Annotated in this window: 22 protein-coding genes; 7 read left to right on the top strand and 15 right to left on the bottom strand. The window is 45.8% G+C overall.

What is annotated here, in order from left to right; translation table 11 throughout:
• Positions 1 to 122: 122 nt before the first annotated feature.
• Both ilvN and ilvB read right to left on the bottom strand, forming a co-directional pair.
• Positions 123 to 608: an acetolactate synthase small subunit gene (ilvN, locus tag NSQ68_RS07385; RefSeq protein ID WP_023987760.1), complete on the bottom strand. Its 486-nt coding sequence runs from the start codon at positions 606 to 608 to the stop codon at positions 123 to 125.
• 1 nt (position 609) lies between these two features.
• Positions 610 to 2,355: a biosynthetic-type acetolactate synthase large subunit gene (gene ilvB, locus NSQ68_RS07380; RefSeq protein WP_029516475.1), complete on the bottom strand. Its 1,746-nt coding sequence runs from the start codon at positions 2,353 to 2,355 to the stop codon at positions 610 to 612.
• A 613-nt stretch (positions 2,356 to 2,968) separates the two neighbouring features.
• Between ilvB and NSQ68_RS07375 the strand changes: the two genes are divergently transcribed.
• Complete coding sequence (locus NSQ68_RS07375) at positions 2,969 to 3,409, top strand: GNAT family N-acetyltransferase (protein ID WP_342428445.1); 441 nt, start codon at positions 2,969 to 2,971, stop codon at positions 3,407 to 3,409.
• Between the two features lie 34 nt (positions 3,410 to 3,443).
• Here the strand turns inward: NSQ68_RS07375 and NSQ68_RS07370 are convergent, their stop codons facing one another.
• The 9 genes from NSQ68_RS07370 to NSQ68_RS07330 all read right to left on the bottom strand — a co-directional run bounded on the left by NSQ68_RS07370 (position 3,444) and on the right by NSQ68_RS07330 (position 11,864).
• Entirely contained in the window at positions 3,444 to 3,791 is a 348-nt protein-coding gene (locus NSQ68_RS07370) for a hypothetical protein (RefSeq protein WP_023987757.1), read from the bottom strand.
• Positions 3,792 to 4,052: 261 nt separating this feature from the next.
• Complete coding sequence (locus NSQ68_RS07365) at positions 4,053 to 5,012, bottom strand: ABC transporter permease (protein WP_342428444.1); 960 nt, start codon at positions 5,010 to 5,012, stop codon at positions 4,053 to 4,055.
• Position 5,013: 1 nt separating this feature from the next.
• The gene (locus tag NSQ68_RS07360) at positions 5,014 to 6,093 is read right to left on the bottom strand and encodes an ABC transporter permease (RefSeq protein WP_069012850.1); all 1,080 of its coding nucleotides are present in this window, start codon (positions 6,091 to 6,093) and stop codon (positions 5,014 to 5,016) included.
• The gene (locus tag NSQ68_RS07355) at positions 6,086 to 7,624 is read right to left on the bottom strand and encodes an ABC transporter ATP-binding protein (protein WP_342428443.1); all 1,539 of its coding nucleotides are present in this window, start codon (positions 7,622 to 7,624) and stop codon (positions 6,086 to 6,088) included. The genes NSQ68_RS07360 and NSQ68_RS07355 overlap by 8 nt, the downstream gene beginning before the upstream one ends.
• Positions 7,625 to 7,765: 141 nt before the next feature.
• A complete protein-coding gene (locus NSQ68_RS07350; protein ID WP_203055898.1) occupies positions 7,766 to 8,803 on the bottom strand; it encodes a BMP family ABC transporter substrate-binding protein in 1,038 nt (345 codons plus the stop codon).
• A gap of 378 nt (positions 8,804 to 9,181) precedes the next feature.
• A complete protein-coding gene (gene rplT, locus NSQ68_RS07345; RefSeq protein WP_007429517.1) occupies positions 9,182 to 9,541 on the bottom strand; it encodes a 50S ribosomal protein L20 in 360 nt (119 codons plus the stop codon).
• Positions 9,542 to 9,597: 56 nt separating this feature from the next.
• Positions 9,598 to 9,798: a 50S ribosomal protein L35 gene (rpmI, locus tag NSQ68_RS07340; RefSeq protein ID WP_013309379.1), complete on the bottom strand. Its 201-nt coding sequence runs from the start codon at positions 9,796 to 9,798 to the stop codon at positions 9,598 to 9,600.
• Between the two features lie 20 nt (positions 9,799 to 9,818).
• On the bottom strand, positions 9,819 to 10,316 hold the full coding sequence (gene infC, locus NSQ68_RS07335; RefSeq protein WP_010349250.1) for a translation initiation factor IF-3: 498 nt from the start codon (positions 10,314 to 10,316) through the stop codon (positions 9,819 to 9,821).
• A gap of 309 nt (positions 10,317 to 10,625) precedes the next feature.
• Positions 10,626 to 11,864 carry a glycosyltransferase family 2 protein gene (locus NSQ68_RS07330; protein WP_203055899.1) on the bottom strand — a complete coding sequence of 413 codons (1,239 nt, stop codon included), beginning with the start codon at positions 11,862 to 11,864 and terminating at the stop codon, positions 10,626 to 10,628.
• 610 nt (positions 11,865 to 12,474) lie between these two features.
• On the opposite strand from NSQ68_RS07330, the gene NSQ68_RS07325 reads away from it, so the two are divergent.
• Positions 12,475 to 13,002, top strand: coding sequence for a phosphatase PAP2 family protein (locus NSQ68_RS07325; protein WP_203055900.1), 528 nt, complete (start codon positions 12,475 to 12,477; stop codon positions 13,000 to 13,002).
• Between the two features lie 45 nt (positions 13,003 to 13,047).
• Positions 13,048 to 14,187, top strand: coding sequence for a glycosyltransferase (locus NSQ68_RS07320; protein ID WP_203055920.1), 1,140 nt, complete (start codon positions 13,048 to 13,050; stop codon positions 14,185 to 14,187).
• Positions 14,188 to 14,228: 41 nt separating this feature from the next.
• Here the strand turns inward: NSQ68_RS07320 and trmB are convergent, their stop codons facing one another.
• Positions 14,229 to 14,942: a tRNA (guanosine(46)-N7)-methyltransferase TrmB gene (gene trmB, locus NSQ68_RS07315; RefSeq protein ID WP_203055901.1), complete on the bottom strand. Its 714-nt coding sequence runs from the start codon at positions 14,940 to 14,942 to the stop codon at positions 14,229 to 14,231.
• Between the two features lie 104 nt (positions 14,943 to 15,046).
• On the bottom strand, positions 15,047 to 15,244 hold the full coding sequence (locus tag NSQ68_RS07310) for a hypothetical protein (protein WP_203055902.1): 198 nt from the start codon (positions 15,242 to 15,244) through the stop codon (positions 15,047 to 15,049).
• 306 nt (positions 15,245 to 15,550) lie between these two features.
• Here NSQ68_RS07310 and NSQ68_RS07305 point away from each other — a divergent pair, with 306 nt between their 5' ends.
• The 4 genes from NSQ68_RS07305 (at position 15,551) to NSQ68_RS07290 (ending at position 19,255) form a co-directional block, all read left to right on the top strand.
• Positions 15,551 to 16,504, top strand: a complete 954-nt coding sequence (locus NSQ68_RS07305; RefSeq protein WP_342428442.1) for a TIGR01212 family radical SAM protein — start codon at positions 15,551 to 15,553, stop codon at positions 16,502 to 16,504.
• Entirely contained in the window at positions 16,505 to 17,086 is a 582-nt protein-coding gene (locus NSQ68_RS07300) for a class I SAM-dependent methyltransferase (protein WP_342428441.1), read from the top strand. It begins immediately after the preceding gene.
• 170 nt (positions 17,087 to 17,256) lie between these two features.
• On the top strand, positions 17,257 to 18,231 hold the full coding sequence (locus tag NSQ68_RS07295; RefSeq protein ID WP_069012853.1) for a type I phosphomannose isomerase catalytic subunit: 975 nt from the start codon (positions 17,257 to 17,259) through the stop codon (positions 18,229 to 18,231).
• 25 nt (positions 18,232 to 18,256) lie between these two features.
• Positions 18,257 to 19,255 (top strand): alpha/beta fold hydrolase, encoded by a 999-nt coding sequence (locus tag NSQ68_RS07290; protein WP_342428440.1) that lies wholly within the window; start codon positions 18,257 to 18,259, stop codon positions 19,253 to 19,255.
• Between the two features lie 105 nt (positions 19,256 to 19,360).
• Here the strand turns inward: NSQ68_RS07290 and NSQ68_RS07285 are convergent, their stop codons facing one another.
• Together NSQ68_RS07285 and odhB are read right to left on the bottom strand one after the other, a co-directional pair.
• Positions 19,361 to 19,891 (bottom strand): YfiT family bacillithiol transferase, encoded by a 531-nt coding sequence (locus NSQ68_RS07285; RefSeq protein ID WP_342428439.1) that lies wholly within the window; start codon positions 19,889 to 19,891, stop codon positions 19,361 to 19,363.
• 154 nt (positions 19,892 to 20,045) lie between these two features.
• Entirely contained in the window at positions 20,046 to 21,344 is a 1,299-nt protein-coding gene (gene odhB / locus NSQ68_RS07280) for a 2-oxoglutarate dehydrogenase complex dihydrolipoyllysine-residue succinyltransferase (protein ID WP_342428438.1), read from the bottom strand.
• Between the last annotated feature and the right edge of the window lie 5 nt (positions 21,345 to 21,349).

Raw genomic sequence — 21,349 nt, 5'->3', positions numbered from 1 at the left:
GGTACTCCAAGAGACTTTCCCTCGTGGTTAGTATCTAAAAATCTCTTCGAGTCCCCGCTCTTATGCGGGCGGTTCTTTATTGATGTAATGCGCTATAAGCGGTAATTCGTTAAAGCTCCATATTAAGCATTGCCACGTATCATAGCTGTAACCCCGGTTCGAGTCAACTCCCGAATACCGTAAGGCTTCAACAACTCGATCATGGCATCAATTTTTTCTGTATCGCCAATGACCTGTACAATCAAACTCGTCGTTCCAACATCAATTACAGCTGCTCTGAATGTTTCTACCACGCCCATAATCTCTGGCCGTTGAGGCGGTTCTGCCTTTACCTTTATCATCGCCAATTCCCGGGCTACCATTGGTTTGGAACTGAGATCGATGACCTTGATCACATCAACCAGCTTGTAAAGCTGCTTTTCAATCTGCTCTAGGTTGTTCTCATCCCCTACAGTCACAATGACCATACGAGATAATCCAACTTCTTCCGATTGTCCCACAGTTATGCTCTCAATGTTAAAGCCGCGGCGACCGAACAGGCCGGACACACGTTGCAAAACGCCGGGTTGATCATTTACCAGTACAGCAATGGTATTTTTTGTTGTCATTTTACTCGTCCCCCATCAGCATTTGATCAATTGTCGAACCTTGCGTCACCATCGGATATACATTCTCTTCCTTGCTGACTACAAACTCGACAACGACCGGTCCGGGTGTATCAAGCGCCTCCTGCCAAGCCCGACGTGCCTCTTCCTTATTCGTAGCACGCAGTCCTTTGACACCGTATGCTTCGGCAAGTTTCACAAAATCCGGACTTCCCGCCAGGTCAATGTGACTATACCGATTGTTATAGATCAATTCCTGCCATTGGCGAACCATTCCAAGCACCTGGTTGTTGATAATTACGATTTTAACCGGAATGTTATTGATTGCACAGATGGCTAATTCCTGCGAACACATCTGCATACCGCCGTCCCCGTTAATCGATATTACCAATCTGTCGGGATTGGCCATTTGAGCACCGATTGCAGAAGGGAAACCAAATCCCATCGTACCGAGTCCACCAGAGGTGACCCATGAGCGTGGCTGATTGAATTTGTAATACTGCGCTGCCCACATTTGATGCTGTCCCACGTCTGTCGTTACGATTGCGCCGCCCTTGGTCGTTTCATCCAACAACTCAACAACCCATTGTGGTTTAAGCACCGTTTCAGAATCCTTATAAGAATAAGGTTTCTCATTCTTCCAATGCTGAATTTGCGCCCTCCATGCATCTGCCAGGTCCGCACGTTTCACATCCTGATTCAGCAATTCCAACACTGCCTTCACGTCACCCACGATAGGAATATCCGCTGCAACATTTTTTCCAATTTCAGCAGGATCGATATCAATGTGAACGATTTTAGCTTGAGGAGCAAACCCATCCAACTTGCCTGTTACCCGATCATCGAAGCGGGCTCCGATACAGATCAACAGATCTGACTGTTGAATCGCCTGATTGGAGGTGTATGTTCCATGCATCCCCGGCATCCCCGTCCACAGTTCATGTCCGCTTGGGAAACCACCCAATCCGAGCAATGTTGTCGTAATAGGAATTTCCGTTTTACGAACAAACTCGTAAAGTGCTTCATGTCCACCGGAGTATACAACTCCTCCACCTGCCAGAATGAATGGACGTTCTGCTTCGGAAATAGCTTGAGTTAGCTTGTCTAGTTGAATTTTGTTGGGCAACACTTTCGGGTTATAACCCCGCATGGTCACAGGTTCCGTTTGTGGGACAAACAACGTCTGGGCTGCAGAAATATCCTTTGGAATATCAATCAGTACCGGTCCCTTGCGCCCTGTGTTGGCAATATGAAATGCCTCATGGATGATTCGCGGTAGATCCTCTACATCTCTTACCAGATAGCTGTGTTTCGTAATCGGCATTGTAATTCCCGTGATATCGGCTTCCTGGAAAGCATCCGTACCGATCAGGGAAGATACAACGTTACCTGTGATGACCACTAACGGCACCGAATCCATAAAAGCCGTCGCAATACCAGTTACCAGGTTTGTCGCTCCAGGTCCGGAAGTCGCGATACAGACGCCCACTTTACCGCTCGCCCGTGCATAACCATCTGCCGCATGAATAGCTCCTTGTTCGTGACGAGTGAGGACATGCTTGAAATCCTTAAAGCCATACATGGCATCATAGATATAAAGCACTGCACCACCAGGATATCCGAAGACACAATCTACCCCCTCCAGCAACAGGCTACGGAGTAAAATTTCCGAACCTGTAATCACTTCAGGCTTCATCCACTTTTCACGTAATTCATTGGTTGACCTAACTTCAGGAATTTGTGCACTCATTGGTCATCCTCCTTTACAAAATTTACATACATCTGACATTTGTAAAAACAAAAAAACCTTTCATCCCTAGAACAGACTTGCTGTTACTGAGGGACGAAAGGCTGTAGCTTCCGTGGTACCACCCGTATTTGCCCGATATTTCGCAATATCGAACCTTGGCAGGTACAGAAATCACAAAGGATCTCCATATCTGGCGTCTGTAACGTAGACCGTACGATTTTCCCTAATAGGTGATTCAGCGCACCGTTAATATCATCGGGCCCAAATACTTTTCAGAAAAACAGCTCCAAGGTGAGCTCGTTAAAAAGGGATTTTGGTGAAGCTTGCAGCTAATGCCTCACTCTCTGAACAAAAGAGCCCTAATCACTTCGTCCTCTTCATTGCCGTTGAGTTCATGTCATTCTTTCAAATGTTTAGACACATTATATGTCTCCCATCTGGGATAGTCAATACCCATATTTCATAAAAATTTATGTTTCTTTTCTGAAGCACCTCCGAGTCGCACGCTTGTAAGAGGTACCCGCATATTATAAAAAAGACCACACGGTGAGACAGTGCACTCCTCCAAAGCCACGTCTTATCTTGTTAAAAGGGTAGAAAAGGAGGCCCGTTTATGATTCGAAAACGCAGCTCTCAAGATGACAACATCATCTTTCGTCTAATCGAGCAAGAGCTTGTCCCCCTATCGCATTTAAGTGCCCAAGAAATGGAACAAATACGTAAAGAATTACCCCGGCGCTTAAACCGGGGCATCACTTTTGTAGCTTGCAGACCGGATAATGCACAGGTTGTTGGCTTCATTCATGTTATGCTGCATGGCGAACTATTATACATTGATTTGATCGCAATCTCTTCGGCTCATCAAGGTATGCGATACGGAAAAAGACTGCTTGAGCATGCCGAACACTACGGACGACTGCGTCGCTGCAAGCGGGCTAAAGTGATGGTGGACGAAGACAATATCAGGGGGATCCACTTTTATCTGCGTCATCAATATCAAATGCTGCGATACGTAGCTCTGAGCCGATGCCACGAACTCGAAAAGTTACTGTAAAAAGTATCTTTTTCGGGCTCAAGATTTTGTATGACTAAAATAAATTAGGGTAATACGGATATCCTACCCCGGGGTATCCCCCGTCTGTATACGGGCCTGGCTGCGGACCATATCCTGGTCCTCCATAGCCCGGACCGTAGCCACCATATCCCCCACCATAGGCACCAATGTACGGAGCTGTGCCGATGGCAAGCAAGTCAAACAGCACCAGAGGAATAATTGCCTTCGTGTTTACTTTTTTCTTGCGGTTTGGTTGAAGAACCAGTCGGTTACCCGAAATGCGAATCAGCTTGCCGCTGACCTGGGAACCATCCTTGCGAGTAGCAAAGATGACTTTGCCGACAAGCTTCTCCACCTGCTTTCTGGTTACTGCCTGTTTCATCGTATTTCCTCCTTCTTCTCAACGGATGGACAGATTGAACGGCTCCTTGATAGCTCATCACCACCACAAAATAGACCGGAGCTGATAGGGGCCGAGCGTCCCGTCCAATCTGCATAGCACAGTCTATTCCATTCATGCCAGTAGCGTATGTTTAAATGCCTGCACAATATAAAAAAATCTGGTACCTGCATATGCAGATACCAGATTTTTTATACACCCATGTACATTTTGCAAAACATACAGCATCAGCTGTTTATAAGTTTAACGCTTGCTTGGATCATAAAGTTGACCCAAAGCAGCCGGAGCGCGTGAACGTCCGACAGCCGCTACCAGTACAATAATCGTCAGGAGATATGGCAACATAAAAATAATTTCCTGGGGAATACTTTGCGACCATGCGAACAGCTGCACATAGTTGCGAATGGCTTGTGAAAAACCAAAAAACACTGCTGCGCCAAAAGCGCCGAGCGGATTCCATTTACCAAAAATCATAGCGGCAATAGCAATATATCCCTGCCCCGAAACTGTATTGTGCGAGAACATGTTGGTTGTAGTCAGCGTGATTGTAGCTCCACCAATCCCAGCCAACGCCCCACTAATCATCACACCAATATAACGAAGGCGATTTACTTTAATTCCCACTGTATCGGCCGCTCCTGGATGCTCCCCAACGGAACGCAAACGTAAGCCAAACGGTGTTTTATACAAAGTAAAATAGCCAATAATAACTAATAGAATGGCTAAATATGTTGTCGGGTAGGCTTGGAAAAAGGCTTTTCCTGCAATCGGGATATCCACAAGGTAAGGGATGGATATTTCGTTGAAACCCTGAATCCGACCGGTGTCACCATCACCCTCAAATAAAAGCTTGACCATATACAGTGTACTACCTGCTGCCAGAAAGTTAATAACTATACCACTTATTACCTGATCAGCTTTAAAGGTAATAGAGGCTACAGCATGAATTAGCGAAACCAAAGTACCGAACACCGCAGCTGACAACACACCTACCCAAGCCGCAGAGGTGCCTCCTAGTCCAGCTTGCTCGGCATAAAATCCGCCAACACCCGCTGCAAACGCTCCAAATACCATAAGTCCTTCCAACCCGAGGTTCGTCACACCGGATTTTTCTGAAAAAACTCCGCCGAGAGACGCAAAAATAATCGCCGTCGCAAAAACGAGCGTTGTATGGATTAATTCACCAAGTGTTAACCAACTCATTTTACAACACCTTCTCTTTCTTCCGCTTGGAGTAGAGCGGCTTCACAACCCAACGTACAATACCTTGGGCCGCAATGAAGAAAATAATCGAGCCAATGACAACCCGGATAATTTCGGGCGGTACATCTGCGCTAAAGCTCATCCCCGCAGAACCATACGTAAGCGTTCCGAACAAAACAGAACCAAGCAGCACACCGAATGGATTATTCATCCCAATCAGAGCTACAGCGATACCGTCAAAACCCGTTCCCGGTGATCCTGCCATGACAGATTGATAATGGAATACTCCCAGCACTTCAAAGGCGCCTGCCAATCCGGCAAAAACTCCACTAATGAACATCGCTTTTATAATATTACGATTTACATTCATACCTGCATAACGGGATGCATCCTGATTAAATCCGACAGCCCGCAGCTCATAGCCCTGCTTTGTTTTCCACATGAAAATGTAGAAAAAGACTGCTGCCAGCACAGCAATAACCGTGCCCCAATGTACCCGAGCATTCCCCATCATCTGGGACAGCCATTCGATGGAAATTGAAGCAGAAGGCTGAATATCCACAGAACGATTTTCACCTTCCATAAGTGCGAACTGATTGATCACCAAATTAGCCAAATACAGGCCGATCCAGTTCATCATAATACATGTAATAACTTCATTCACGCCTCGTTTGGCCTTCAAATAGCCAGCAATCGCAGCCCACAGGCCTCCGAAAACTGCGCCTGCAATCACAGCTAGCGGTGCATGAATGATAGCTGGCAGTCCGTGAAGTTTAATGCCCACAATCGAAGCAGCTGTCATACCTACCAGAAACTGACCTTCGCCGCCGATGTTAAACAATCCGGCGCGAGCCGCAAAAGCAAATGCCAACCCCGTTAAAATCAGCGGAGTCATCTCACGGATAGCCTCTCCAAAGTTGTAGGAATCTCCGTATACACGGCTAAACAAAGCAGAATAGGCCACAATAGGGTCATACCCGCCAATCAGCATCACAATAGCACCCAGAAGGAGACCCAAAATAATAGAGACCAGCGCCAGTACAAAGGAGTCTTTTGTGAATATTTTCAATAGATTAGCCATTCTCTACTCCTTTCTTCACTGCACTTCCTGCCATCATCAGTCCCAGTTCCTGGTCATTCGTTTCTTCTGGTAGCACTTCCCCGACAATCTTGCCCTCATAGATGACAGCAATTCGGTCGGATACATTCATAATCTCGTCCAGTTCAAAAGATATGAGCAACACAGCTTTACCTTGGTCCCGCTGCGCAATCAGTTGTTTCTGGACAAATTCAATAGCTCCAACATCCAGACCGCGTGTAGGCTGTGCTGCAATGAGAAGATCAGGATTTTTATCAATTTCACGCGCAATGATAGCCTTCTGCTGGTTCCCACCAGATAATGCTCTTGCCTTCGTGTGAATATCCGGTGTTCTTACATCAAACTTTTCGATAAGACTTTTAGCCTGTTTCTCTATAGCATCTTTGTTCAAGAAGCCATTTTTACTGTAAGGCGCCTGGTAATACGTCTCCAGCACCATATTTTCACTCATAGAAAAATCGAGCACCAACCCATGCTTATGACGGTCCTCTGGTATATGTGAAACGCCTGCCTCTGAAATTTTGCGTGGTGACTGATTGGCCACCTCTTGTCCGAGCAAACGAATGCTCCCGCCATCCACCTTGCGTAAGCCTGTCAAAGCTTCGATCAGCTCACTCTGTCCATTACCATCTACTCCGGCAATCCCCAAAATCTCGCCTGCCTTGACCTGCAGGTTCAACTCATTTAGAACATGAATACCATCCTTGTTTTTAGAAATTACATTGTTCATTTCCAGAACCGTTTGTCCTGGTTGCGCAAGCTGCTTGTCCACTTTAAAGGACACACGACGGCCCACCATTTTCTCAGCCAGCTCATTTGGTGTTGTTTCAGAAGTCTTGACCGTATCAATAACCTGACCTCGGCGAATGATCGTAACGGTATCTGCAATTTGCATGATTTCTTTAAGTTTATGAGTAATAAGAATAATTGATTTGCCTTCAGCCACCAAACGTTTCATAATGTCCAGCAACTCAGTGATCTCCTGTGGTGTCAGTACAGCTGTAGGCTCATCGAAAATCAGAATATCTGCACCACGATAGAGCGTTTTAATAATTTCTACACGTTGCTGCATACCCACAGATATATCCTCAATTTTGGCATTCGGATTTACCTGAAGGCCGTACTGCTCAGACAACCGCTGTACTTCTGCGGCAGCCTTTTTATAATTGATTTTCAGACCCTTACGTGGCTCCGAGCCCAGGACAATATTTTCGGTAACGGTAAACGGCTGTACGAGTTTAAAATGCTGATGCACCATGCCAATCCCCAGATCAATCGCCTTATTTGGACTATCAATCTGTACGAGTTTACCTCCGATTTCAATGGTCCCTTCATCCGGCTGATACAGTCCGAAAAGAATATTCATAAGCGTAGATTTACCCGCGCCATTCTCACCCAAAAGGGCATGAATTTCTCCCTTATGCAGCTTGATGCTGATGGAGTCGTTGGCAACGATGCCGGGGAATCGTTTTGTAATTTGCTTTAACTCAACGACGGGGGTCGCTGCATCCATGAGATCACCCTTATACACTTTATAGTATGTGCTCCAATGAGCTGATTTTGCCCGTTATAATCCATATAACTCCAGACGTAAGAACAAGGCTAGTCTTATGAACCAGCCTTGTCGCCACCTCTATATGCTTCAAACCAAAACTTATTTCGAAGGAACTTTAATTTCGCCCTTAATAATTTTTTGCTTGTATTGTTCTACAATATCAAGCACGTCTTTAGGAACGTTTTTCGTTGATGTGTCTGCCAAACCAATACCATTATCCTTCAGAGCCAGTGTTTCGACACCGCCCTTAAATTTACCGTCAATTACTTCTTTAGAAACGCGTTTTACAGCTTCATCTACACGTTTTACCATCGAAGTCAATGTTACGTCGTCACCAAATTCAAGCGATTGGTCTTTATCCACGCCAATAACCCATACTTGCTGACCTTGTTGCTTACGTGCGAGTGCTTCGTTAAATACACCTGTACCAGATCCGCCAGCTGCATGGAAAATAATATCCGCACCGCTGTTATAGATCGTCGCAGCCGCTGCTTTACCCAGATCCGGCTTATCAAATGCACCTGTGTAGTTAACTTCCAATTTTGCATTTGGATTTACAGCTTTAATTCCTGCTTCGAATCCTTTTTCAAAACGTTTGATCAACGGGCTGTCTTGTCCACCCACAAAACCAATTTTGTTTGTTTTGGTAAGCTTACCAGCTACAACCCCCACCAAGAAGGAACCTTCATTTTCAGCAAAAACAACCGATTTTACGTTAGGCGCATCCACGACACTGTCAATGATCGCCAAATTCTTGCTCGGGTTGTCTTTCGCTACTTGTCCAATGGCATTCGCCAGATTAAAACCGATTCCCCAAGTCAGGTTAAAATCACCCTTAACAAATTGGTTCAGGTTAGGAATATAATCCTGATCGGATTTACTTTGCAGGTATTTAACTTTAACGCCTGATTCTTTCTCAGTGGCTTGTAGTGCCTCCCAAGCAGATTGGTTAAACGATTTGTCGTTTACTCCACCCACATCTGTAACCATGCCGATTTGGACATTCGATGTTTTGGCAGAACCACCTGTGTCTCCACCATTTGCGTTGGACGCACCTTGATTTTTGTTACCGCAGCCTGCGAGAATGACCGAGATCGCCAGCAGCATAACCAAAGACATACTGAACATTTTCTTCATGCTGATACTGTTCCCCCTTAGTGTTAGATCCCTGGACTGTCTCTTTTCTTTGAACATGTACATGCTCATGCATGTCATTTACTGACGAGACAGATCGTACAGAAGACTTACTTTAGAGATTATACAATTATGATCGGCTAAAATCTAGACAATTAATAACCTTGGGTCAATTTTTTTTAAAATCCCAACAATGTAAGCGCTACAAACTTAAAAAAAACATACATTCTTCCATCTCACGTCATATTTATTCGTATTTTGGAGAAAACAAAGTCTTTTCCGTAACATTGAGTATGTACAAAAAAAGGCATCCCTACACAGCGTACTGCTTGGGATACCTCTTTACCACTTTCGCGGTTTCCACGCCTTCATTATTAATAATTAAGCGTTGATTTTGCCTTTAGCAACAGTTGCCAAAGAGTTGAATGCATTAATATCATTGACTGCAAGATCAGCCAAGATTTTGCGGTTAATGTCCACACCAGCCAATTTCAGGCCGTGCATCAATTTGCTGTAAGACAAACCGTTCAAACGAGCTGCTGCGTTGATACGCACGATCCACAGTCTGCGGAAGTTACGTTTCGTCTGACGACGGTCACGGTATGCGTAAACAAGCGATTTCATTACCTGCTCGTTAGCTGTTTTAAAAATGCGGTGTTTGGAACCAAAATAACCTTTAGCAAGCTTCAATACTTTTTTATGACGACGACGAACGACGAATCCGCCCTTTACTCTTGCCATATCAAATGACCTCCCAAATAATGTTTATACTTCATTCATTGCCGTGCTGTGCTGTGCTATTTCAGGTTAGCAAGACCTTGTTTCAGGCGCTTAACGTCCCCAGGTGCCATCTCAGGGTTAGTACCAAGAACGCGTTTTGCACGTTTGGATTTGTGGGAAAGCAAGTGGTTTTTGTAAGCTTTGTAACGCATTACTTTACCAGTACCGGTAATTTTGAAGCGGCCTTTAAGGCTGCTATGTGTTTTCATTTTAGGCATTGAACTTCCTCCTTAATTTGTCATTGACTCTTTGGAGCCAATATCATAATCATGCTGCGTCCTTCGAGCTTGGGTTGGCGCTCCACGGTACAAAGATCAGCAACTTCCAATTTCACACGTTCGAGAATTTTTTGACCCACGTTAGCATGAGTAATTTCACGACCGCGGAAACGAACGGAGCATTTCACCTTGTCCCCTTCATTCAGGAACTTCACCACATTGCGAAACTTGGTTTGGTAGTCATGTTCCTCGATGTTGGAACGGAACCATACCTCTTTGATGTCAACGATCTTCTGGTTTTTACGGGCTTCCTTTTCTTTCTTCTGTTGCTCATAGCGGAATTTTCCGTAATCCATAATCCGACACACGGGCGGCTTCGCTTGAGGCGCCACGTTCACGAGATCCAAGTTTGCGTCAATCGCCATTTGCAAAGCTTCACGCGTCGGTTTAATCCCGATTTGTTCACCGTTCGCACCAACTAGACGTACTTCTCTCACTCGAATCTCATCATTGATCATATGTTCCTTACTAATAACCCTCCACCTCCAGAACCTGTTATTGTTGTATTGTGTTTAAGCACAAAAAAGGGATGACGACTACACAGCCGACATCCCTGTCTGATACTCAATTCATCATGAAAGTTCAATTCACAAATCATTGGATCATGACCAGCCGGCAATACCGGGCAGGTGAGAAGTCGGACCTTCTACTTGTTAATCCATACTTTTCAATTAACATACTCGAGTATCTTATCACGATGCAATCGAGGTGTCAATACTTTTATAAAAGTTGATGACACCGATCTTCAGTACTATTTCACCGTCCAATTAACCTTGCTTACTCTGAACCTCTTCCAAGCGAACGACACGCGTATGCTGGGTATGACTCCATTGCTTATTGTTCTGTGTAAAGAACGCATAGACCGTAATCGGATACCACGATATCGCATAGACCGGGAACAGCAATAAGTACAGATATACTTTTTTGAATGTGACCTTTTCCAAAATCATTGCGAGCACAAAAGTAGCAACATTCAGACCAATAGCTATAACACCGGTCCAAGCTGGTAACTGTACATAGATGTTCTCGATATTAGGTCCACCAAAGAAGGCGATATCTATCCACATAGCTACTGTCATCAAGAAGGTGAGCAGTACGATATACACGTTCAGACCATAAAGAGCCATATCGAATTTGATCAGGCTTCTATGCTTGATACTTTGCCACAGCAACGGGAAGAAATAACGACGAGCGACCGTGAAGTGACCTTGCATCCAGCGCAGACGCTGTCTTGACGAGGCCTTGAATGTCAACGGCTTTTCATCATATACCTTGGCATCGTAATTAAATCTTGGATATACGTTGCGCTGCGTGCAGCGCATGGTGAATTCCAAATCTTCTACGAGACTTGTCGCACCCCAGCCCATTTCCTTAAGCAGATTTGTTTCAAAGCACATGCCTGTACCACCGAGGAAATTAGCCATGTTCAGATTGTGACGTGACAGCTGCCACAAACGGTTGATGTACCAATAAGATACCCCGTATGCCGCTGTAATCCAAGAATCCTCAGGATTCTTAGTATCAATGTACCCCTGGATAACACGGGCCCCTGTACACAGATCATTATTCATTTCACTCAAGAAATTGGTATGCGCCAAATTGTCAGCATCAAACATGACAATGGCATCATATTGGCGTGGCATAGCCCATAATTCCTTGAGCATCCACTCAATAGCGTAGCCTTTACCACGCAGATTCGGATTCGTACGTTCACAAGCATTCATGCCGTGAGCGCGAACGATGTCCGCAGTCTTATCTGTGCAGTTATCACAGATTACGAACACATCGTAAAGTTCCTTCGGATAATCAAGTTGCTTCAAATTTTCCATCAATGCTCCGACAACCTGTTCTTCATTGTGGGCAGCGACTAAAATGGCAAATGATTTTTCTGGAGCCGCGTGCCCTTTCCTTTTCTTGCGAACCAATCCGAACAAGGAGAATGCAAACTGATAGACTGCGATCACCGCCAGTATGACCTGGAGCGTCACAAAAATAGCGTCTAACATGATCTCTTGTTACCCCCTTTTTATACCCCTTAAAATCTTGCGTTTGTTTGTTTTCTATCTGTGTAGCGCAAGTTGCGGCGCTTTGCGCGCCTTTTCTGTAGTTTGTGACCCGACCCTTGCTTTCTTCATTGGCTGTGCGCAGCCCCCTTTTGGCTGACACAGGAACGCCATTACGATTTTCGTTGGTTTTCAATCTTTTGTCAAAGCCCTTAAACCGGTCTCAGCAGCAAAAAAACACAACAAACTCCCGTTTAAACCGGGAATGCAGCGCTGCACTTCTCATTCATGACGTTTAGGTCTTATTTTCATCCATTTGCTAACTTTTTATTTCTTTGGTCCCTCCTTTTTGTGGGCCAATTAGCAACCACTTCTAAACACTCTATCTTATTAGACGGATGAACGCAAAGAAAGTTATACAATACGGCTTATATTCCATTAACATTTTTGTGTAGAATTGAACCAAGTAAGTTATGAATCTTTAGTGATTCTTGAAATGAACAGCGTTTAAAAATATGATGAGAGCAAGAGAATAATTACTTATGGTCTGATTATGTCAAAATGACTCAAAATATTTGCCGACTGACCTGAACCGGCAACCGGAGGAAACCAAATGCAACGTCTAGTCGTAAAACTTGTAAGTCTAGAGCAGCAGTTGTTCAAATGGATCAACGGACGCTTACACAACCGTTTTTTGAACTTCTGGCTTTATTATCTCACACATTTAGGCGGGGCTACCTTTACTATAGCCTCCACACTCCTTATTTGGTGGCTCGCTCCGAACCCGTGGAAAGATTCCGGTATGAAGGGAGCCATCGCTCTCGGGGTCAGTCACATCCCCGTAGCTATCGTTAAAAAGCTGTACCCGCGGATTCGCCCGTATTTAGCGCTACCAGGTACAAATACATTCCGCAATCCCTTGTCGGACCATTCTTTTCCCTCAGGGCACACGACCGCTATTTTTTCAGCTGCCGTGCCTTTTATGCTACAGTCACCGATGCTAACACTGCTGCTGTTGCCTGTAGCAACAATTGTAGGTTTTTCTCGGATTTATCTAGGTCTCCACTACCCAACGGATGTACTTGCAGGAGCCGTGATCGGAACGTCTGCAGCAATAGGAACGGTTGCATTCTGGCCTTAAAGCCGATATGGTATGATTGAGAACATCCCAGCAGGAACAGGTGAAATGAGAGTGGCTAAAAAACGAGTGTTATTATTATCGGAAGGTTTCGGTGCCGGACATACTCAAGCTGCCTACGCGCTCTCAAGCAGTTTGCGGAAGCTTTCTCCGAATGTGCAGACAAGAGTGCTGGAGCTGGGGAGTTTTTTGAATCCAAGAATGGCCCCCCTTATTATTACAGCATACAAGAAGACTGTCGTATCGCAGCCTCGTCTAGTCGGATTGGTTTACCGTCATCAGTACAAAAAATCATTAAACCGTCTTACAACGCTCGCTTTGCACCGTCTGTTCTACACGCAGACCCGAAACATTCTCCGGCAGCTTCGTCCCGATTTGGTGGTATGTACTCATCCCATCCCAAGCGCGGTAATTTCACGTTTGAAGCGCTTAGGTTTACATGTTCCGCTTTGTACTGTTATTACAGACTACGATGCACATGGAACATGGATTAGTCCCGAGGTTGACCGGTACTTTGTATCTACGCCTGAAGTCATGCGTAAGCTGCGAGCACGCGGAGTACCCGTCTCGAAAATCCAGGTGACCGGCATTCCCGTTCATCCAAATTTTTGGGAACATCCTGGGCACGATGAAATTAGAGAACAATTTGGACTTAAACCCATCCCGACCGTACTCGTTATGGGTGGCGGCTGGGGCCTTATGAATGACGAAGTCATACATCGTTCGCTTACTCAGTGGAGAGAAAACATTCAGTTTATTTTTTGTTTGGGGCATAATGATAAAATTCGTCGTAAAATGCAATTAGATCCCAGGTTTAATCATCCAAATATTCATATCTTCGGATTTACACGGGAAATCGACAAATTAATGGAGGTATCGAATCTGCTCATCACCAAACCCGGCGGAATGACATGCACCGAGGGATTGGCCAAAGGGATTCCGATGCTGTTTCACAAACCTCTCCCTGGACAGGAGGAGGAAAATTGTCAATACTTTACGGCTCAAGGCTACGGAGAACCGATTAGTTCGCTGGATGTTGTCGTTAAATGGATGAACCGATTGCTACACGATTTTCCAGAAATCGTCCGCAAGCGACAGGAGCACGTCCACAATGTGGCGCGATATTATCCTCTTCAGAGCGCACAGAGTATTTTGGATATACTGGAACCGAACAGGGTGCTTTCCTAAAAGGAAGCACCCTGTCTCATTTTATCCATTTGATCTATTTTTTATTTCCCGTACTTTTCAAGGCGTGTTTTTCCGTACTCTTCCAAAGCATCTTTGCCGATCAGCACCTCGACTCGATGAATATTCATACCCTTGCCCATGAACTTTTGTTCATATTCCGTCATGACATGCTCCTCGTTGATCCCCTCACGATGAAGGTTTAACGAAATATTCGTCATTTGTAAACCGCTATCGGCAAACGAATTCAAAGAAAACTCAAACAGTGTCTCCGAATCAGTCTTAAAATGAATTTGTCCTTTGCTGTTCAAAAGCTGACGGTACTTGTCCAAAAAACGCGGATGCGTCAAACGACGACGTGCATGCTTGGCTTTAGGCCAGGGATCACTAAAATTCAGATAAATGCGTTCAATTTCTTCTGGTTCAAAAACATTCTCGATCTGTTCAATGTTTGCCAGTGCCAATTTAATATTAGGCGGCGTATCAACCTCTGAATTACTCCAGGCCAGACGAGACTTTTCTGTTGCACGGCGAACCAGCTCATCATACATATCAAAGCCAATATAGTTAACCTCCGGATTCCGGAAGCTCATTTGGCTTATAAATTGCCCTTTACCCATACCGAACTCTACATGAATGGGACGATCATTACCAAAAAGCTGTTGCCATTTCCCCTTATACTGTGCCGGCTCCAAGATGACTAGGTCCTGCTGTTCTTCCAGACTTTCCCGTATTCCTTTTCTTCCGCGTAAACGCATGTTACTCCTCCATATACTCTGTTATCAAGGAAAAAGGAATTTCACCCCCGCTTGAAGATACGGAAATGAAATTCCTTTTTCAATATATTTGGATTGGGGTCCAACTAATTTAATTGTTCATAGTCTACCCTATCAGCAGGTGAAAAATCAATTGTCTTTTGGCAAGCCGCTCTGATTTTTTGACGTGCGGTCGTTCCAATCTGACGATCCTGCCCAAAACGGACACCAGTCAATGCCAACGCCTCATCAAAGGTTAACTCAACAGTAACTTTATCCATACGCGTCTTATCCTGCGCATTCATAAAAGATCACCTCACGGGTTATTTGTGATGGAACCGACGTGCACTTACCCTAAAACAGGCGATAGAAACAGCATAGCTGCCTCCCTGAAGAATAATCATTAGCAACGGATAACTTTTATCTTCAGGATCGAAAACAGTCCTTTTATTGTATGTCTGGTACCGCTTACAATATAACATATTGTGTAACATTTTTCAATCCGAAACACCATGAAATCCGCACATTTTATTGACTTGTTCGGTCAAATGATTCCCAATGAAGACTAATTTTTGTTACAATAAGGTGATCGTAAAAAAAGGAGTATACCCATGAAAACAGATTTATTGCCTGCTCCTCTCCTGTGGGGAGATAAACGGTTCCACACTTGGAATTACGAAATGCGTGAGCAATTTCAAAATAAAGTGTTCAAAGTCATGCTGGATGCGGGTTTTACCTGTCCGAATCGCGATGGCTCCATCGCTAAAGGGGGTTGCACCTTTTGTAGCGCACGGGGATCGGGTGATTTTGCCGGGCGTCGCCGTGATGATCTGGTCACCCAGTTTAATACGATTCGGGATCGGCAGCATCTAAAATGGCCAAACGCCAAATATATTGGCTATTTCCAAGCCTACACGAATACGTATGCCCCGGTTGAGGAACTGCGAGAATACTTTGAGGTAATTCTGGAGCAGCCCGGCGTTATCGGTCTGTCCATCGCTACACGTCCTGATTGCCTGCCTGACGATGTAGTGGATTACCTTGCCGAACTAAACGAACGCACGTACCTGTGGGTCGAAATGGGTCTGCAAACCGTCCATGAATCGACCTCAGAGCTGATTAACCGCGCTCATGATACTCAATGCTATCTGGAGGCGGTGGAAAAGCTACGCAAGCGGAATATCCGCGTGTGCGCCCACATTATTTATGGTCTGCCCCAAGAGACGCATGAAATGATGCTTGATACAGGACGTGCAGTAGCGGCTATGGATGTGCAGGGCATCAAAATCCACCTGCTGCATCTCATGCGCAAAACGCCTATGGTCAAGCAGTATGAAGCGGGATTGCTACGCTTTCTGGAAAAGGACGAATACGTGAAGCTGATTGTTGATACGCTGGAGTTTTTACCTCCCGAAATGATCGTTCATCGGTTAACCGGAGATGCCCCGCGCGATTTGCTAGTTGGACCCATGTGGTCGCTTAAAAAATGGGAAGTGCTCAATGCCATTGATCATGAACTGAAGTCACGCGAAACGTGGCAGGGAAAATACTGGAGGCAACCTTAAATGGGATTCCTATCCGTCCTGAGCTACGCTCATCAATTGGTGGCTACGCGGGTGCAGCCAGGCGATACTGCTATAGACGCTACCGTCGGCACAGGAGCAGATACGTTGTTTCTAGCAAAAGCTGCTGGCAAACGGGGTCGTGTCTATGGCTTTGATATCCAGCAAGAAGCACTGCATTGCGCCCGTCGTCGACTGGAAGAAAACGCTTCACCTTCATTAGCAGAAGTATCGCTACTACTACAAGGTCATGAGCAAATGCGGGAGGCCGTTCCAGACATGCTGCATGGCAAAGTCGCTGCGGTCATGTTTAACCTCGGCTACTTGCCGTCCGAAAACGCCGATCCTACTGTTATAACGCATACAGACAGCACGCTCATCGCACTTGATGCTGCCTTGCAATTGCTGCGACCACGCGGCATTCTGACTGCTGTACTCTATCCAGGGCATGCTGGAGGCAGTGAAGAAGCAGATGCCGTTCTTCAATGGGCTTCTGCTCTCCCGGTCTCCAGCGGTCAAAGCATTATTTATCGTCAATTACAACGAGCCGCTTCGCCTTACGTAGTGGCAGTTGAAAAGAAATAATGTCGGATTTTAAACTCAGGTTATGAGCGGCTTTTTTAGCCGCCTTACATATATCATTTTTTTAGCTCGTTTGAGCGCTATTCATCCCAGTTTATTGCCCCAGCGGCACGTTATTGATTTCCCTATTCTGTTAGGTCACACTCATTTACTCATTATGGAGGAGAGAAATTATGCTAAAGCCATACCCGCTGCAATTTCAACCTGAGTTCAAAGAGAGAGTTTGGGGAGGACGGGCCTTAGAGCAATTTGGTCTAACCCCACCAGAAGGACATATCGGGGAAGGATGGATGATTGCCGATCATCCAAACGGAACAACAACGGTCATCAATGGTGAACTGGCAGGCAAAGGACTGGATGAAATCCGCGAGACCTACGGGCAAGATTGGCTCGGGGCCAAGGGTGTATCAGAAAAAGGCGGACGATTCCCACTTTTGATCAAACTACTGGATTGTAATGATGACTTATCCGTTCAGGTACATCCGACAGATGATTACAAAGGACTTCCAGCCGGAGAATTAGGAAAAACTGAAATGTGGTACGTGCTTGATGCCAAGCCGGATGCCAAGATTATTTATGGTCTGACCGAAGGTGTAACCCGCGAGAGTCTGCGTACAGCTCTTGAAAGTGGCGACATCCTCGGCAGTTTGCGCCAGGTTCCAGTCGAAGCAGGCGATACATTCTTCATCCCCGCTGGAACCGTACATGCACTGTGTGCAGGCGTTGTCGTTGCTGAAATCCAGCAAAATTCGGATACTACCTATCGATTATATGACTATAATCGCCCCGGACTGGACGGCAAGCCTCGTGAGTTGCATATCGAGGATTCCCTCAATGTAACCTCCTACGAAGGTGCAGGCGCAACAACGATGAAAACGGACGGCTTACAGCCTGGAAAATGGCTCCAGCTGGCAGCCTGTGAGTATTTTGTTGTGGAAAAGGGTATCGTAGATGGAAGTTGGGCACTTTCTACAACGGAAGACAGCTTCACCATTCTCGTGATTTGTGAAGGCAGTGGGACCATAACATGGAACAATAATACCGAGTCTCTTTCCTGTAAAGCTGGAGATTGCTTCCTGTTGCCCGCTAACCTGAGCGGTTACACGCTGAATGACGGAATGACCGTACTTAGATCTTATCTTCCTTAAGGCTTAAAGGATGTGATGTCTAATTATGCGGGAATACACCTTCACCATCGCTGAAAATGACGGAACAGAGCTTTTTGCCTACCGCTGGCTGCCTGATCAGAATTTGCCCATTAAGGGGATTGTTCAAATTTCGCATGGTATGTGCGAGACGTCCTATCGCTACATTCGACTGGCCGAAAAGCTTACTGCTTGCGGTTATGGTGTGTATGCCAACGATCATATCGGTCACGGGCGCACGGCTGGTGATCCTGATAAGCTGGGTATGCCGGGAGCTAATGCGTTTAATCGAATGGCAAATGGCATGCTGGAGCTAGGCGAAATTGTGGCTAAGGAATTCCCTGAACAGTCTCGTTTTTTGCTGGGTCACAGCATGGGGTCCTTTTTAACCCAGAAAATTATGTATGATGATCGGCAGACGTATCATGGGTTTATTTTATCGGGAACCAACGGAAGACGTGGTCTTCTAAAACTCGGTGAGCAAGTTGCTCTACTGCAAGCCAAACTGCAAGGAATGGATCATCGCAGTATGTTGCTCAACGCTATGGTCTTTGGAGGCTTTAATCGTGCCTTTCGTCCGGTGCGCACAGCATTCGACTGGCTGTCCCGTGATCCTGAGGAAGTAGATCAGTTCGTGCACGACCCATTATGTGGAGCTATTTGCACAACAGGCTTTTTTCTGGATTTTTTCAGGCTATTGCAAGAAATCCACTGGCCTTCCTCGCTGAAACACATCAATCCCAAGCTGCCAGTTTATATTTTTGCCGGAGATCGTGATCCAGTGGGTTTGTTCGGTAAAGGCGTGTTGTCACTAGTGGAAATGTATCGAAGCCTAGAGCTTCAGGACATAGAGTATCGACTCTATCCTGACGGTCGCCATGAGATGCTTCATGAAACAAACCGCGACGAGGTGATGAGTGACATCGTAGACTGGCTCGATCGTCATGTTAATACAGGGGTGACCTCTGTTTCCACATTGTCTGGAGCCTCCGACACACCTGAACAATCAACCTCGCCCAAGTCATAAGCCTTGTGAGGAAATAAGAAAAGAAACCTTTAAAACCACGATTAAAGTGGGATTGAAGGTTTCTTTTTTATTCCTTTATATTTCATTTGGGTATAGTTTTAAAAATCACCATGCATTTCGTTCTCTCAGGGAAGTAATATGGGCTGTGTGATGTTTGCCATGCCAGGCATAGATGCCGATGTTTCGTTCCAGGCGGATCGTCTGGCCTGATTCAGGATGAATAAACGATCGGTGTAGCTGATCCTCTCCCAACGATCGCAACACGGTCACCCACCGTTCATGCAGCCCTTCCAGCAATTGCAACGAGGGCTCCAGTGGAAGCTCCCTGGCGTCTGGTATTTCAGCCCAACGTCCCTCATCATATGGCTTGATCGTCGGTGTATCCTCCGTCAGCGCCAGCTTAAAACGGATGTAGCTGTTCATATGGCTGTCTGCCACATGATGAACTACCTGCCGAATCGTCCAGCCTCCTTCGCGATAAGGCTTATTTAGCTGCTGGTCATTCAGTCCTTCGACCGCCTGACGCAGCTGTGCAGGCAATTCAGCAATGTCGTGAATCCATGCAATAAGCTGTTCTTCTGTAATGGTGTCTGGAACAACGAATGATCCTATCGGATAGCGCAAGTCTTTGTCCAAAACAGTTCCCTCCCTTCTCTACATCTACTGCCTGTAATATCAGTTGCCTTATGTGATAACTATGCAGGAAAAAAAGCAGACTCGCAAGAGTCTGCTTTTGTCATACACGTAAAGAGGAGATACACTTACCTAATTTAATTTAATTTAATTTATTTTATCCTTCCAGTAACAATGATTCCGGATCTTCCAGCAATTCTTTGACCGTTACCAAGAAACGAACCGCCTCACTACCATCAATAATCCGGTGATCATAGGACAACGCGATATACATCATCGGACGATTTTCCATTCGTTCCTCGTCGATGGCAATCGGGCGAAGTTGGATTTTATGCATTCCCAAAATCCCCACTTGCGGCGTATTGAGAATTGGCGTAGACAGCAGGGAACCGAAAATACCTCCATTGGTTATGGTAAAAGTTCCTCCTTGCAAGTCGGCTAGAGAAAGCGAATTGGAGCGTGCTTTGCCAGCCAAATCTGCAATGCTCTTCTCGATCTCAGCAAAGCCAAGACGATCGGCATCCCGCACAACTGGCACAACCAAACCTTCCTTGGCAGATACAGCAATCCCAATATCATAGTATTTTTTCAGTACGATATCATCGCCATTAATTTCAGCATTCACGGTAGGGAAGCGCTTGAGAGCACCAACCACTGCCTTTGTAAAGAAGGACATAAAGCCCAAGCCTACATCGTGTTTTTCCTTAAACTTATCTTTACGGCGTTTACGCACATCGAGAATGGCGGTCATATCTACTTCATTAAAAGTGGTCAGCATGGCAGCTGTCTGCTGTGCTTCAACAAGACGCTTAGCGATCGTCGCTCTGCGTCGAGACATGCGCTGGCGTTCCACAGGCTTGCTGTACTCCGTTTGAGCTGGAGACGGAGGCGCAGGCTTGCTAGTAGCGGGAGACGCAGGTATAGATGCTGCACGTGATACTTCAGCGCTGTTATGCGTTTTTACGTCCTCCTGGAACACACGTCCGAGCGGGTCCTTTCCCTGTACCTGGTCAAGATCAATCCCGCGCTCACGCGCCAACTTCCGGGCAGATGGTGATGCCGTCTGACCATTTCCGTCGCTATTCGATGAAATAGGCGGTGCAGACTTTTCTTCTGCTTTAACGCCGCCCCCTACGGAAGACGGTGAAGTCGCTATGGACGGTGCTTCAGGCGCTTGAGTCGCTGCAACTTCTCCAGCAACGGTTGAATCCGCACTACCACTGCCGCTTCCGATCAGACCAACAGCTTCACCGATAACCACAGTGTCTCCCTCCTGACGAAGGATTTTCTGCACCACACCTGCTTCTTCCGCACTAATTTCCAGATTGACCTTATCGGTTTCCAACTCCAGCAGAACATCTCCCTGTCCTACGGAATCCCCTTCCTTCACAAGCCATTTGGAGATTGTTCCTTCCGTGATGGATTCTCCCATTGCCGGCACTATAATATCGCTCACAGCCG

Origin of the sequence: Paenibacillus sp. FSL L8-0158, from assembly GCF_038592965.1 — a bacterium.
Taxonomy (GTDB): domain Bacteria; phylum Bacillota; class Bacilli; order Paenibacillales; family Paenibacillaceae; genus Paenibacillus; species Paenibacillus polymyxa_D.
Note: the sequence above shows the minus strand (reverse complement) of the source record. Positions and strands in the feature narration are given on the sequence as shown.

Bases quoted from the DNA above. Each gene is read 5' to 3' on its own strand.
- NSQ68_RS07295 (WP_069012853.1), top strand. From the start codon at position 17,257: ATGCTAAAGCCATACCCGCTGCAATTTCAACCTGAGTTCAAAGAGAGA.
- NSQ68_RS07290 (WP_342428440.1), top strand. From the start codon at position 18,257: ATGCGGGAATACACCTTCACCATCGCTGAAAATGACGGAACAGAGCTT.
- NSQ68_RS07320 (WP_203055920.1), top strand. From the start codon at position 13,048: ATGAGAGTGGCTAAAAAACGAGTGTTATTATTATCGGAAGGTTTCGGT.
- NSQ68_RS07360 (WP_069012850.1), bottom strand. From the start codon at position 6,093: ATGGCTAATCTATTGAAAATATTCACAAAAGACTCCTTTGTACTGGCG.
- NSQ68_RS07350 (WP_203055898.1), bottom strand. From the start codon at position 8,803: ATGAAGAAAATGTTCAGTATGTCTTTGGTTATGCTGCTGGCGATCTCG.
- NSQ68_RS07300 (WP_342428441.1), top strand. From the start codon at position 16,505: ATGGGATTCCTATCCGTCCTGAGCTACGCTCATCAATTGGTGGCTACG.
- NSQ68_RS07330 (WP_203055899.1), bottom strand. From the start codon at position 11,864: ATGTTAGACGCTATTTTTGTGACGCTCCAGGTCATACTGGCGGTGATC.
- NSQ68_RS07375 (WP_342428445.1), top strand. From the start codon at position 2,969: ATGATTCGAAAACGCAGCTCTCAAGATGACAACATCATCTTTCGTCTA.
- NSQ68_RS07325 (WP_203055900.1), top strand. From the start codon at position 12,475: ATGCAACGTCTAGTCGTAAAACTTGTAAGTCTAGAGCAGCAGTTGTTC.
- trmB (WP_203055901.1), bottom strand. From the start codon at position 14,942: ATGCGTTTACGCGGAAGAAAAGGAATACGGGAAAGTCTGGAAGAACAG.
- rplT (WP_007429517.1), bottom strand. From the start codon at position 9,541: ATGGCAAGAGTAAAGGGCGGATTCGTCGTTCGTCGTCGTCATAAAAAA.
- NSQ68_RS07310 (WP_203055902.1), bottom strand. From the start codon at position 15,244: ATGAATGCGCAGGATAAGACGCGTATGGATAAAGTTACTGTTGAGTTA.
- NSQ68_RS07370 (WP_023987757.1), bottom strand. From the start codon at position 3,791: ATGAAACAGGCAGTAACCAGAAAGCAGGTGGAGAAGCTTGTCGGCAAA.
- NSQ68_RS07355 (WP_342428443.1), bottom strand. From the start codon at position 7,624: ATGGATGCAGCGACCCCCGTCGTTGAGTTAAAGCAAATTACAAAACGA.
- rpmI (WP_013309379.1), bottom strand. From the start codon at position 9,798: ATGCCTAAAATGAAAACACATAGCAGCCTTAAAGGCCGCTTCAAAATT.
- NSQ68_RS07305 (WP_342428442.1), top strand. From the start codon at position 15,551: ATGAAAACAGATTTATTGCCTGCTCCTCTCCTGTGGGGAGATAAACGG.
- NSQ68_RS07365 (WP_342428444.1), bottom strand. From the start codon at position 5,012: ATGAGTTGGTTAACACTTGGTGAATTAATCCATACAACGCTCGTTTTT.
- ilvB (WP_029516475.1), bottom strand. From the start codon at position 2,355: ATGAGTGCACAAATTCCTGAAGTTAGGTCAACCAATGAATTACGTGAA.
- ilvN (WP_023987760.1), bottom strand. From the start codon at position 608: ATGACAACAAAAAATACCATTGCTGTACTGGTAAATGATCAACCCGGC.
- infC (WP_010349250.1), bottom strand. From the start codon at position 10,316: ATGATCAATGATGAGATTCGAGTGAGAGAAGTACGTCTAGTTGGTGCG.